10 protein-coding genes are annotated in these 13,395 nt (G+C 36.8%); 2 read left to right on the top strand and 8 right to left on the bottom strand.

Features of this window, described 5'->3' with window-relative positions; genetic code table 11:
* Positions 1-107 precede the first annotated feature (107 nt).
* The 8 genes from V4596_05600 to dacB all read right to left on the bottom strand — a co-directional run bounded on the left by V4596_05600 (position 108) and on the right by dacB (position 10,890).
* Positions 108-1,244: a hypothetical protein gene (locus V4596_05600; protein ID MES2768605.1), complete on the bottom strand. Its 1,137-nt coding sequence runs from the start codon at positions 1,242-1,244 to the stop codon at positions 108-110.
* Positions 1,241-1,714, bottom strand: coding sequence for a hypothetical protein (locus V4596_05595; protein MES2768604.1), 474 nt, complete (start codon positions 1,712-1,714; stop codon positions 1,241-1,243). Before V4596_05595 ends, V4596_05600 begins: the two co-directional genes overlap by 4 nt.
* A gap of 49 nt (positions 1,715-1,763) precedes the next feature.
* Positions 1,764-2,045 (bottom strand): hypothetical protein, encoded by a 282-nt coding sequence (locus tag V4596_05590; protein ID MES2768603.1) that lies wholly within the window; start codon positions 2,043-2,045, stop codon positions 1,764-1,766.
* Between the two features lie 7 nt (positions 2,046-2,052).
* Positions 2,053-5,859, bottom strand: coding sequence for a tetratricopeptide repeat protein (locus V4596_05585; GenBank protein ID MES2768602.1), 3,807 nt, complete (start codon positions 5,857-5,859; stop codon positions 2,053-2,055).
* Between the two features lie 33 nt (positions 5,860-5,892).
* Entirely contained in the window at positions 5,893-7,236 is a 1,344-nt protein-coding gene (locus V4596_05580) for a hypothetical protein (GenBank protein MES2768601.1), read from the bottom strand.
* Positions 7,237-7,263: 27 nt separating this feature from the next.
* Complete coding sequence (locus V4596_05575) at positions 7,264-7,860, bottom strand: hypothetical protein (GenBank protein ID MES2768600.1); 597 nt, start codon at positions 7,858-7,860, stop codon at positions 7,264-7,266.
* Between the two features lie 74 nt (positions 7,861-7,934).
* Positions 7,935-9,449, bottom strand: coding sequence for a transglycosylase SLT domain-containing protein (locus V4596_05570; protein ID MES2768599.1), 1,515 nt, complete (start codon positions 9,447-9,449; stop codon positions 7,935-7,937).
* A gap of 1 nt (position 9,450) precedes the next feature.
* Positions 9,451-10,890 (bottom strand): D-alanyl-D-alanine carboxypeptidase/D-alanyl-D-alanine-endopeptidase, encoded by a 1,440-nt coding sequence (gene dacB, locus V4596_05565; GenBank protein ID MES2768598.1) that lies wholly within the window; start codon positions 10,888-10,890, stop codon positions 9,451-9,453.
* Positions 10,891-10,925: 35 nt separating this feature from the next.
* Here dacB and V4596_05560 point away from each other — a divergent pair, with 35 nt between their 5' ends.
* Both V4596_05560 and V4596_05555 read left to right on the top strand, forming a co-directional pair.
* The gene (locus tag V4596_05560; GenBank protein ID MES2768597.1) at positions 10,926-12,482 is read left to right on the top strand and encodes an ABC transporter substrate-binding protein; all 1,557 of its coding nucleotides are present in this window, start codon (positions 10,926-10,928) and stop codon (positions 12,480-12,482) included.
* On the top strand, positions 12,479-13,387 hold the full coding sequence (locus V4596_05555; protein MES2768596.1) for a signal peptidase II: 909 nt from the start codon (positions 12,479-12,481) through the stop codon (positions 13,385-13,387). Before V4596_05560 ends, V4596_05555 begins: the two co-directional genes overlap by 4 nt.
* Positions 13,388-13,395: the final 8 nt, after the last annotated feature.

The raw sequence follows: 13,395 nt of genomic DNA, 5'->3' as shown, positions 1-13,395 counted from the left end.
CCCATGGACCTAAAAACGATAGCATGATTGAAATAATATGATAGTTTTTTATACACAATTTCTGCCATGCATTGTTTAAACGGGGTTCTAGATCATAGGCACAGAATTTAGAAAAGATATTTTCCGTAGAAGCCTGCGCGGATATTTTGATAACTGGAGGATGGATCTATGGGTGTAGTGTCTGGATCCACGGCATCTGAGGAAAGAACATCTAGCATGACAGATGCTTCTAATTTTAATTTTTCACTGTAGGAATATTCTAAGCGAGAATCTGCAACAAATCTTTGATCGTCTCTGCGCTGAGGTTTTGAAAAAGTACGGTAAACATATTCTACTTTTGAAACCCAAAGGATTTGGTCACCAATAAATCTTCCGTATCCTACGTAAACTTTTTGGTTGAGTTGGAAATTTGTAAAGTAAGAATCTTCCGCCGTGTTCTCTAAACCCAATAACAAGAAATCTTTCGGAGATAATTCTTCTTCAAGTTCCAGGATGTAAACTGGGTCTTGGTAATTCCCTTTTGCTTTATATTGAATGAGTGAATAACCAAAATAAGATCTAATTTTGAAATATCTAGTGAGACGCCCTTCGAGACCAAATCCCGGCTCAATTCTTTGATTATCATACTTTACTCTAAAATCTGGCGCTGTGAGCCCGTCAGGATATTGCCTTGTACCACCGCTCACTCCGAAATAAACAAAGGTCTCCGGTAAAAAATATTTTTTATAATACAACTTTGCAGTGATGGCCTGGTTGTTGAGGTGATCGTACTCTGCTTGACTTAAACTTTCTTGCTCGTACTGAGTTTCAAAAATATATTGTCTTCTGGAGTCTTTGGCAAAAATCATACCGAGGTTTGCCCCGATGAATTGGCGCTCCAATCGATCTTGCGTTTTATCTAATGCTGGTTCACTGATTAATTTTACTTTGGGAGTAACATAAACCTGAAAAGCATTACCAACTTTTAGATTGTTTTTTAGATTCAGATCATAAGTAAAATTATCTTGATTGGTGTTAGATAGATATTTTGTATAAGAAACTGTAGAGTCGGTACTAATGCTGTATTGACCACCGGAACTATAGGCAAGGTGAGGTTCCATTAAAAACCCAATGTCATCTTTTTTCTTGTCACTGGCGTAATAAGTATTCGTCTCATAGAAAGATCCAAACTTAACATCAGCATTAAAATTTTTCCCAAAAGCAGCTGTTGAGAATAAAAATAATGCTACAGTTACACACCTCATCTGTAGTTCACCGAATTTTCTCTAAAGGGTAGTTGAATATTGGTTTCTCTAATTTTTCTGGAAAGGGTTCTCGCATTCTTTTCAAAATCTGTAAAAGCAATGATATCTTTTGGTGCTGCACCCTTGCGGACCAAGCACTCGTTCAATTTTTCGTGGTAAGCCCTGATACCAGAATGATATTTTCTAATGTTCACGAAAATCCGTGCAAGATCCTTATCTTTGCCGTAATTTTCCTTAGGCGTAACTTCGTCACAAGTTTGTTGATAAATATTATGCGTTCCAACCAATTGACTTAAAAATTCGCCGTAACAATTCTTGATGTCTTCACTCATTGACTCTCTATTGGTCTGATAAAAATTTTGAATTTCTCTCAATTTCCCATCATCAAGAACTGCGATATGGCCGCATTCTTTTTTAAATTGATCTATAACTGAGTTGATAATTATTTTTTCGTTTGCAGAAAAGCGCATGCTTTGCGCGAAAACAACTGACGAAAAAAACATAACAAAAAGAAATGCCCTAGCGCGTATTGCCCCAGTCGTCTTTCTGTCCGTCCAAAATTTGAAGTCTATACTTGTTGAATATCTTTTCATCTGTTAGCAACTTTGATTGTTTTTCACTAGGATATAATACAGGCTCACCTACGTCATTATCGATTTTAGCTTTTTTAATTAAAAACAATGATTTGGGAGTTTTTGAAAGAACTGGAAGTCCTGGCTGTTGTTCCGCAGGGGCAACTTGAGCAATGACGGTTAAAGAAACCACTGAAATCATAACAAAGCTGAATACTGCGCGTCTCATATTTCCCCTATTTCTTTTCCGTAGCCACTTCACGACTAGAAATCATTCTTTCAATCTCTTTAAAGTTAGGAACCACCTGATTTTTCTGCGCTAGAATACTCATTTTCTCTAATGAAAGTTCAATTTTTCCACGTGATAACTGATAAAGTGATTGCAACCATTGTGTATAAAGATTCTTACTGTCATCATCGACTTTAAATGCGTTTGAGTTTGTATAAACGAGCTCTAAAGTCTTAACTGCATTGAACCAAGTCTTATAGTTCTTAACTGCTTGATAAGATTTATCGAGTGATGCTGAATCTTTATCTTTTAAAGATGCAAACGCCAATGCAAAACTCTCAGCTAGACTTTGATCTCGTCCATACTCTACATTTGCTGTCGAAGTTGTCGAGTATGTCACTGCACTCAACTGATAAACTAAGGGCAGTAGCGCTCTACTGTCTGTGTTTTCATAACCATTCAACACGATTGTGCGAGCAAGTTCTGCATAACCTTGATCATAATAAACTTGTGATAGCACATAATACGGATACGGAGATTCTGGATGTTGTCGCAGCACGCTCAATAACGTATCAATCGCATTCTTATTGTCTTTATTTGTCCAAACCTGAAGAGCTTTTGCCGACATCACCATTGGATCGTCTGATATTTGGAAATCTTTCTTTTCAGGAATACGATCTGCCATTCCTAAATAGTAAGCAAAAATTTGACTTCGCTCACTTCCCGCCGATTCCTTAATGTACTGGCTCAACCAATTTTGAAGTTCTTCATCATCATTCATTCTAAGAGACGCAACGATGAGATTTTCATAAACCTCACTGGATTTTTCTAGTTTTTGAATTTGCTTTAGGCCATTCAAGCATTCCGAATATTGTCTTGATTCACAAGACACTCTTACATCTTTCCATAATCCTGATTTATCGGAAAAAGCTTGAAAATCAAACAACTCACCAAGGCCCACTTTCCAATTGATCATATATGATAATGAAAGAGGAAGCTTTCCGCTATAATTAATAATGGATTGAGATAGTTTTTGAGTTTCTTCACTCAATGGATAAATTTTAGCAATTTGCCAACCTTTGTGAATCAACTGCTCAAACTGCGCTCTGAATGTATTTTTTAAATCACTCTTTGTTAAAATTTCATTCAATGCCAGCGTTGTTACTGAATCAATTTTATTAGAATAAATTGAATTCAAACGAGTAACGATGTCCTCCAATGTTACATCTGCCTGGCCTACAATTGTTTTTAATTTTGCATATTCACAGAAACTTTTATTTAAAGTTCCAAAGGCAGATTTGGCTTTAGATTGAAGTGCCTTCTCAATACTTGTACAGGTTTTATCTAGACCTAAATAATCATAACGATCATGCTGACCTTGTAGAGCAAAGTACTGCATACGGTAACTGTCGTATTTTGGTTTACCTTTTGTTGCGTTGATTGCCTTATATAATTCGTCGTACTTCTTAGTTTCCAGCAGGGCCTTGATATATTCATAGTATGTGTAGGGAGTCAGAGTCTCCGGATTAACTTTTCTTATCATTTCAACAGATTTTTCTTCCGAGCCCATCTGAGATCTCAACGAGAGGACATTCAGAATTGCCTCTTCAAACCATGGATGCTTTTTGTTTGCTAGTGCAAAAACTTCTAATTCTTTTACAGATTCTTCAATTCTACCGGTCTTATAAAAAATCGCTGTCTTTAAGAATTGAGCCTCAGCTTTGTATTTTGTATTCTCTAACGATGAGCAGAGCCCTTCTGCTCTACTGAATTGACCAATTTGAATATAGAACCCTGCAATCTTAAGCTGCAAAAAATCATTCATCGGGCTTCTTGGATTTTGAATGATGACTTTTTCTAATTCTTGAGCTGCCTCTAAATATTTATTTTCAAGTTCAAAGTTATAAGCAGCTTCTAATTTGTCTCTATATTTTTGTCTGAAGTTTTCTTTATCCAGAGATTCAATATCACCACCAAAGAAAGTAGAATCATAGAGCTCTTGTATTGAAACTAGTGATGACCAATCATTTTTTATATTAAATATTTCCATTAAAAAACGGTACGCTCTGACGGTTATGGCGGCAGAGTGTTCGGTGTCGGAAATGATCATATTCAAATACTGAGTTGAAATATCAAAATCACCATGTTCTGCGTACATTTCTGCAAGTTTATATGTAATTTTATTTTTTCTAGAGCTATTTTTAATTTTAGAAATATAGAAAATTGCGGCTTGCGAAAATACTTTTTCTGAAGAATCAAGCACTGTTTTTTGTAGGCTTTGCGGAGCCGCATTCCTTGCATCAAAATTTAAATCATAGCCGACTTTTTTTACTTCGGACCAAATTAAGCTGTATGCTGCTTCTTCTCTCAGGGTTGGCGATATCGATTCATTTACAATTTCAAAATAATAGCTAGAAGCTTGAGCATAATTTCCAAGGAAATACTCTAGATCAGCCAACTCAAGTTTTGCATAATCTTTGTAAGAGGACCAAGAATACTTTGTGATAAAATTAAAGTACCGATTCTTAGCTATCTGTAGCTGCCCCATATCATTCTTAGAGTAACCTTTTTCTGCATAATATTCGGCGCTCTTTATCAGATTGAATTCTAATAAATCTTGAGTCTGAAAAACTATATTTTTGTATTCTTCATTTGCATTCCACCATTTTTGATCTTGAGTTAAAACTTGAACAAATTGGCTTCTATACATATTGGCTTTTTCAGAGTCTTGCGCATTATCAAAACTTTCAATCAATTCCGTGTACATCAACGGGAGCTGTCTAGATTTTGGAAATTTTTGTGTCGCCGATGCAAATACAATTCTCATTGATTTTTCATCGAGGCGCTTTTTATAAAGAAGGCCCAGTCTGTAATAAACTTCTGGCTGGTATTCAGTTGAAATTTTTAATTGATTATCATTACTTAATAATGTTGCAAGATAATCAAAGCTTTCATCTAAGATCGCTTGATCTTCAGGAGACTTATTTTTTATTTTCTCTATGTCAGAAATTAGCTTTTGAAAGACCAATGCAGATTCATTGATTTTCTTTTGTGAAAAATAAATAGCACCCAACTTGTACATTGCTTTTGTATAGAACGACCCATGAATTTTGGAAAGTTTAAGGTGCATTTGCTCGGCTTTGGCGTATTTTCCTTCATCGTAGAATATCTCGCCAAGTCTCCAAGTTACCTCGTCTGCAAATTCAGATGCAGGGTACTTTTTCAGCAAGTCTTCATAGTGAACGATAGATTCAGATGATTTTCCCATCTCTTCCGATGCAAATCCTAATAGGTAATAGGCTTTGTCCCCAATTGGAGAATTTGGAAATTTTGTTGTGAAGAGCTTTGAGAACAAAATGGCTTTCTTGTAATTAGGAATCGGTATTATTCCTGATCCGCTTTGATTTTTTTTCATTTGTTGACTGAATTCCAAATTGGCTTTCTCAAAGTATAACTGAGATAAACGAATCAACAAAACATCATCCAATGAATCGACACTATTTTCTTTGAGGAATTTATTGAATTCTTCGATTAGATTTGAGTTGCTCAAGAGAAGGTTTTGCTCAGTAGTATCTAATTTTTCATTAAAAATCTCAGCTAGCCGCTTCTTTCTCCAATTTCTAATCTGCTCTGAGGCATCTCTTTGAGTTGCAACGTAATCTTGCGAGGCTTTTAAATAATCTCTATAAGAGTCATAGATAATTTCTTCGTTTGTTGGACCTGTAGATGGCTTATTCTCAGCAAAAGAAATTCCCGAAGCCAATAGGCTTGCCGCGATGATTATTAAATTTCTTTTAGCACTCAATTTCTTCATTTACTGCTTTCTGCCTTACTATTTCCCGCTTTACTATTTTCCTAGATAATCCTCAACCATCGTGACTTCTCGCTTATAAGAATCTAGTACTTCCGCAAGAGTTCTCTTACCTTCTGTCCTTGCTGCCCAAAAGTTTTCCACTTGGCCCATATTTGCTTTGAATTCTATTGAGTCTATATTTCTTCTCGACTGCTGAAGCGACTGCTCCATTGCTCTGTATACAACTTGCGCTTGAAGCTTTTGCGTTACTTTTAATTTTTTTAAATAATCAACAAGCTCCGCACTTTTTAAACGTTGAACCGTATTGATCTCTGAGTTAATAGCCACAAGGTATCGTACATCTGCGTCCAAATTTTTTGAATCTTCAACAGACGACCACGTACTCATAAAGTTTCTAAATTTGCCAATGAAGTCATATTCTTTATTTAGCAACTGAGAATATGTTTTCAATTGAGCCAGCTTGACCAATGTGTCTCTAGGAACAGCTAGGCCCTTAGAAGAATTTTTAGAAATATTATCTTTTTTGAATCTTTGAATTTCTATTTTTAATCCAGCGAATAGATCCCTTGATCGATCACGGTTTTCTGAAATCAACTCAATGTAAGCCTGAAGATATTTTGCTCTAAAATAAACATCTGCCCCAAAAATTTGGTTTTTAACATCTTGTCCTGTAAAGTATGAGACTAATATTTTTAAAATATCTCTAGAAGAAGTTAAATTTCTCGCCTTGAAATGTGCCCAAGCTTGCTCTTCAAGAGTTGTTAGATAGAAATCACTATTGACTGAAAGAGTTTGAAATTTATTAACTGCTTCGGCATAGCGCCCTTCGGCCAATAAACATCTCGCATGGATCACCTGAATCAAGTCTCTAAAGTGTAGAGATGTATTTTCAGAGACTTTTGATTGCGCAACGGTCATATCCTCAAGACAGTTTTGGGTTTTATTGATTTTTAAATAGAGCGATGCTTTTAGAAAGTAATATTCCAAACGCTGATAGCTCTTTGGGATGTTCTCTATGAAATCCAATGCCTCCATATATTTTTCTGCATGAACAAGAGCTTTTGCACAATAAAATTGCGTTTCAACTTTGAATTTCCCAGACCGTACTTCATTTTTGCAATACGCCAAGAACTGTTTAAACGGCAAAGTAATATGTTTTGTGACCACAATATTTTCAATGTCTTTTGGATCTAATGCTTGAGGAGTTTTTTCATAAGCCAATACATAGAAACGATGTGCATTGAAAAGATCTCCCCTCATGAAAGAGGATTGAGCTTCAGTTACAATTTCAGAGGCTTTGATATCTTTAGCCGCCCAAATACTTTGAGCACTGAAAGTAAATTCTAAAAATATCAAAACCGAAACGAGAGAGCGCATTCAACCTCCTGTCGAAATGCTCAAGCACTAATTCTGAGAAACCTTTAATTGTGGACGGTCTTTGAAATCTGCAAAGACTCCGCCACTTTCAAAGGCATTAACTACAATCTGATTCGCTTTTTTAACATCAATTGCCATTTTTTCTTCTCTAGTAATTCTATAATCTTTTACGTATGAAAATACCCCGGAGTCATTGCCGCGGTAAATAACTTGAACCTCAAAGTTATATGGTCCAGGAACCACTTTAGTTTCAAATTGCTTAGAGGGATTATTTTTTTCTACACTCGCTGTCGCTCTGTCTTCTGCTACATATTGATAAATGATTTCGCCATTCAATTTGTATGTAACGGAATCCACGAGGTATCTTTTTCCGAGTTCGTTTTTAAAAGCAATAATGAGTGATTTTCTAGAGCCATCAAGTCCTTCTTTTTTTAGAAGATCTTTTAGAACAAGAACTTGCATTTTTTCACTCATCACTTCTGTTTTCATGGCATCGACCTGCGAGCTGATCGCAGAAAGATTGCTGTTTTTTTTGGTAGTATTTTGCACTTTCACTGGCAAGCTTTCTTGTGCGTGCAATGAAAAAGAAAACACGAAAATCGTGGTAAATATTAGAATCTTCATATTATTATTAAACTCTATTTCCCGATAAATAGAAATAGAGTGAAAATTACTCTAGACAAAGATACATAGAGAAATCATTGAGGAATTTCAATCGTCTGACCTGGTCTTAAGGCGCTCGGATTGATATCTTGGTTCGCCTGAATGATCTTATCCACGCTGATCTGGAATTGCTTGGATATATCATAAAGAGTATCCCCTTTTGCAACCTTATAACTGACCATTGATCCAGAACCTACAGGCTCTTTTTCGACAACACTGCGTGGCGAAGGCCTTGCTAAATATTCTGCAAAAGCTTTCTCTTGTTCAATTGGTACACGGACTTTTGTCCCTGCCGGGATCTTTACGATGTTTCTTGTGATCGTTTGAGAAAAATGAGGATTGAGATTTATAATGTCCTCATCTTTGTTATTGTGAAATCCTTTTAGTTCTTTAAATAAAATAGGTCTTTGAATTTTTACTTCAAAATACGGAACTTCATCGGCCCACTTCAAAGTTGTTCCAAAATATTTTTCTGCGTTTTTTTCTACTTCTAAAGCTGCCAAATAACTTGTGTAAAAGCTCTCCGAAGCAAAACCAAATCTGGAAGTAGGATTTGTACCATAAATTGCAGCAAGATCTTTTGTTCCTGCTTTTTCAGCAATTCTTTTCATGCCTGCCGCACCGTAATTATAGGCCGTTACTGCAAGTGGCCAGCTTTCAAGAACGTTGTAATTTTGTCTTAAAAGTTTGGCAGCAGCATGGGCGGCAATGATGGGGTCATTCCTTTCATCTATCGTCGCATTCACTTTCATGTAGAGTTTTCCTGTGCTTCTCATAAATTGCCAAACACCGCTTGCGCCAACTTTTGATTTTGCCTTGATATTGAATGAACTTTCTACGAAGGGGAGTCTCGTGAGCTCTTTCGGCATATTGTATTCTGCAAAAATCTTTTCCATTTCTTTGAGATATCTTCCTGAATAGTAAATACCTTGAATGAAACGATCCTTTTGGCCCAATTGGAATCTTAAACGTCCTTTTTGAGATGCATTTAAGAATTTATCTTTTTCATTCACATTTTCAAACATTTTCCAGTAACGAAGCTCTTCTCCTGCAAGTCCAGCAGAGTCCTTCAATTCGTGAAGCTTCAGTAGAATTTCTTTAATGTGTTTTTTTCTTTCGTCTAAATATTTTTTCTCGGCCTTGAATCTTTGATTTGAAGACAAGGATTTATCATTATCGAGGTGAGCAAAATCAATAGGCTCATAAACTACATGAGTAAATCGACTATCATGCATAATACCTTGTGATGTTGTATATTTTGTATAGATATCAATCCAAAAATTAACTCTTTCCTTCAAAGCTTCTGGAATTGCGAATGTCGTCGCGTCGTAACCTGGAATATTGGATTGATTTGCGTAATTCGGGGCAATCCATTTTTTGTTTTTATCGGCAGGTAGTACGTCTTCCTTCGTTTGCCCTTCCACCTTGTCTTGAACTTCTTCCGTGTGAACTTCCAACTGCTTAATCTCTTCTTCTGAGAGGTTATTCACGGTAGCGCACGCAACGGGGACCAATCCAATAAGAAGTGAAATAAAAAATATTTTTTTCATATTACAATCCTGTTATATTCACGGCGATCTTATCAAAAAGGTCGCGGGCTTGTACTTCTTTACCGTTTCCATTATACACAAAAACAAATGTAAATACTTCCCCTTTTGAATTAGCTGCATATCCGGCTAGGCCAGTCACTCCCGACAAAAGTCCTGTCTTCGCTCTGACCAATTTTGGTTCTTTCAATGATCCCATACGTTTCGACAATGTACCTTCACTCTGTGGAGCAGCCATACTGCTTAAGAAATAAGAAGAAATAGAAAAATCTTTATGTGCTTTAAACATTAATGTCCCTAAATCTTCTGGTGTAATTTTATTTTTATTAGAGAATCCCGAAGGGCTAAAAAAATCATATCTAGATTTTTTTAGATCGTAATTTGTTTCTAGAACTTCTTTGATAAGCTCAACGCCTTTTTCAATGCTACCTTGCTTACCTTTGCTAGCTGCAATATTTTTTGTGAGCATTTCTGCCAAAAAATTGTTTGAAAATTTCATCATGCCATCAATTACTTCAAAGAATGTCCAGCCCTTAGCTTCAGCTAGCAGAGTCGAACTTCCGGGAGTTTTTTGCGAACTGATTTTCGAATCTTCTACTGTAATTCCTCTTTGCTTTAAAAATTGGAGCAAGTTTTTACCAACCCATAAATCAGGGTGCGTGACGCTCGCAAACTTAACGGCTTCGTTTTGATTGATTCCCATGGAACCTGAAACAATAATTTTTTCACCATCTTTGCCTTCTTGCTTGTCCACAATAATAGCCGCAGGTTTACTCCCGGAAACTGTCGTCGTCTTATTCACAAGAGTGAAATATTCATTTTCAGGGTCGATAATTACCTTGAGAGGTTGTCCTACTTTTTCGCTAGACCTCACATAAACATTCACCGTATTCCAGTTGAACGAAAGACCTGAAACCGGAGAATCATAAGCGCGATCGACTCTTAAGCTTTGACGACTTCCATCAAAAAATTTATCATCAAAGACAGTGCTATCCACGTAGATTGGCCCTTTGATTTTTGTGATTCGACTGCGAGTCAGATTATTTACAAGCACCCACATCTGTTCAGAAATAAAACTTGGGTCACCATAGCCTTTTATGTACAGTGCGCCATCTAAAACTCCGTCTTTTACCGACGCAGTAGTTCTTAACTCCGTGATATTTCTTTGCTCAGGTGAGAAGGTCTTAAGAGCTGCGATTGCGGTGAGGATCTTAGAGAGGGACGCAGGGATAAATTTCTGTTGGGACTGATTTTCATATACGATGGCACCTTCCTTCATGACCACAATCCCTAGATCTTGCATGGATATTCCACCTGATCTGACAATCTTTTCTAGAGCTGCTTTCTCTAGCTGCATCTTCTCTGCACTTGGAAGAGAACTCTGTGCTAAGGTCATTAATGGTAAACTGATTAAAAAAATCGTAACAACTATCAAGTGTTTCATTTGAATTATCCTTCCGATGTCGCTAAAATCATTTCATGAGACAGACTTACATTCAAGACAGAAAAACTTCCAGTAAATTTTCAGATAAAATTTTAACTTTGATATTTATATCATCACTTCTTGTGTCATTTGGGTGTACACAAAAAAATCACGACCCGAAAGAGAGCGTAACGCTCGCATTCACCGCACAACCAAAAAGTATTGATCCCAGAATCACAACAGATGCAACAGGACAAAGGTTAAATAGCTTAATTTTTAGCTCCTTCGTCAGAACCGATTCCGTTATAGATATCAAAGGCGAGGCCGCCCACAAGTGGGATTACAAAAATAAAACCTACACTTTCTATCTGCACAAAGGACTAACCTTCTCCAATGGAGATCCTGTAACGAAAGAAGATATTTTATATACATTTACAGAATATCTAAAGCCATCAAATCCATTTAAAAGTTCTTTTGATCTGATCGACACCGTAGATGCCAACTTTGATGGTGAAAATCCAATAGTAAAAGTGAAGCTCAAAAAATTCTCTGCGGTATTTTTAACGGATCTTTCCCTGATGAAGATTCTCCCTAAGAAATTGATCGAGCAGTATGGCGATACTTTTGGAGATCACCTTGTTGGCAGCGGAGCTTATAAAATCGCATCTAGAAATTTAAGTGAAATCATTCTCGAAGCTCGCGAAAATCCCATGTACAAACCAAAAGTAAAATATTTGGTTTTTAAAGTGATTCAAGATGACAGTACAAGATTTTTAAACGCCTACAAGGGATCCCTCGACATTATTCAATTTGGCTTACCTCTCACAAAAATTGCTTATGTAGAAAAGCAAAACAAATACAATGTTTTCAAGTATCCTGGCTCTTCGATGAACTACATGCTACTCAACCTCAAAGATAAAGATTTTCAAAATAAAGAATTTAGATGGGCACTTTCAAAAGCTCTCAACAGAGATGAAATCATCAAGTACAAACTTGAAGGCTACGGAGAGAGCGCAACTTCACTCCTTCCAAGCAATAATCCTTACCATAATCACGATCTAAAAAAAATAGAATACGATCCAGAGGCGGCAAAAGCCGGAATTCAAAAAATGAATCTCAAAAATAAAGAATTCATTTTGAAAACCTCAAACAATCCCGAAGTTGTAGAGTACGCCCGCGTGATTGCCGCTCAATTGACCAGAGCTGGACTCAACGTAAAAATTCAGAGCTACGAATGGGGAACTTTTTATGGTGACGTAAAATCAGGCAACTTCCAGATGGCCATAATGAGATGGGTGGGATTGACCGACCCAGACATCTATCGACAGGCATTTCATTCGCGTGAGTTTCCTCCTGGCAGGAATCGTGGCTTTTATTCTAATCCCTCACTGGATCCAGCACTCGATGAAGGTATAGTGATCGAAGACGTGAAAAAGAGAATAGCTCACTACAACATGATACAAAAAATTATTTTTGATGAACAAATTATCATTCCTCTTTGGTATAATACTTTGGTGGACATAGTTCACAAACGCATCACAGGATATGTACCTCCCGTGAGTGGAGATTTAAGCCCCGTCTACAATATTGAAATAAAGGAATCACAACAATGAAAATGAAGCAGCGACATTGGTTACTCTATGTTTGGATTCCGCTCTTTTTGACTTGGGGTCTTGATCGCATTACAAAACTTATTGCCATCGAACATGTTAGTAACCTTAAATTCTATGGATTTCTTGGTTTTGTAAAACATCATAACTACGGCGCGATGCTGGGATTGTTCTCGGATCTTCCTGCGGTCTTGAGAGTGGTTTCACTTTCTACGGGTGGAGCTTTTTTAATTTTTATCTTCTTTCTAATTCAATATCTTTTACCTACAAAATTATTTGTTTTAAGAACGGGTCTCTCCATTCTACTGGGTGGCATTCTTGGAAACGTAGCGGACAGAATTGCATGGAGCTATATCGTAGACTTTATAGTTCTCGGAACATACAATCGCACGACTCCAGCCTTTAACGTAGCCGATATGGTTCAGTGGGTCGGCTATGCCATGATCGTTTATTCTCTAATTAAAGATGGCAAAAAACTGTGGCCAGAAAATGATGCGAGAAAAATGTTTCTCGTTAATCCTCAGTTTCAAATTAAATACTCAATTAAATTGATGTTGCTGGGACTTGCATTTGCAGTGATTGCAGCAGTCTACTCCTACACTTATATGAAAGTTACGATCATTGATTTGATTGGCCACCAAGTGCATATCGAAGATAAATTCTTGATTCCATTCCTACTGACCTTCGGCATTGTCAGCGCGGCTTTTATTATCTTCTTATTCTTTGTAGGATTAGTCCTCTCGCACAGAGCTGCGGGTCCTCTCTATGCCTTCGAAAAATTCCTAGAAGATCTCTCCCATGGAAAGGTCCGCCCTCTAAAACTAAGAACGGGAGACGAATTCCAACACCTAGAAGAACTAGCAGATAAACTAGGAACCAAACTAACCACCTTCCTAAATAAAAAATAAAAGGTACC

The organism is Bdellovibrionota bacterium, from assembly GCA_040386775.1.
GTDB lineage: Bacteria > Bdellovibrionota > Bdellovibrionia > Bdellovibrionales > JAEYZS01 > JAEYZS01.
The sequence above is the reverse complement of the archived record's forward strand: the minus strand, read 5'-3'. Positions and strand labels throughout refer to the sequence as shown.

Coding starts and splice junctions, on each gene's coding strand:
- V4596_05600 (MES2768605.1), bottom strand. CDS start 1,244: ATGAGGTGTGTAACTGTAGCATTATTTTTATTCTCAACAGCTGCTTTT.
- V4596_05595 (MES2768604.1), bottom strand. CDS start 1,714: ATGCGCTTTTCTGCAAACGAAAAAATAATTATCAACTCAGTTATAGAT.
- V4596_05590 (MES2768603.1), bottom strand. CDS start 2,045: ATGAGACGCGCAGTATTCAGCTTTGTTATGATTTCAGTGGTTTCTTTA.
- V4596_05585 (MES2768602.1), bottom strand. CDS start 5,859: ATGAAGAAATTGAGTGCTAAAAGAAATTTAATAATCATCGCGGCAAGC.
- V4596_05580 (MES2768601.1), bottom strand. CDS start 7,236: ATGCGCTCTCTCGTTTCGGTTTTGATATTTTTAGAATTTACTTTCAGT.
- V4596_05575 (MES2768600.1), bottom strand. CDS start 7,860: ATGAAGATTCTAATATTTACCACGATTTTCGTGTTTTCTTTTTCATTG.
- V4596_05570 (MES2768599.1), bottom strand. CDS start 9,449: ATGAAAAAAATATTTTTTATTTCACTTCTTATTGGATTGGTCCCCGTT.
- dacB (MES2768598.1), bottom strand. CDS start 10,890: ATGAAACACTTGATAGTTGTTACGATTTTTTTAATCAGTTTACCATTA.
- V4596_05560 (MES2768597.1), top strand. CDS start 10,926: ATGAGACAGACTTACATTCAAGACAGAAAAACTTCCAGTAAATTTTCA.
- V4596_05555 (MES2768596.1), top strand. CDS start 12,479: ATGAAAATGAAGCAGCGACATTGGTTACTCTATGTTTGGATTCCGCTC.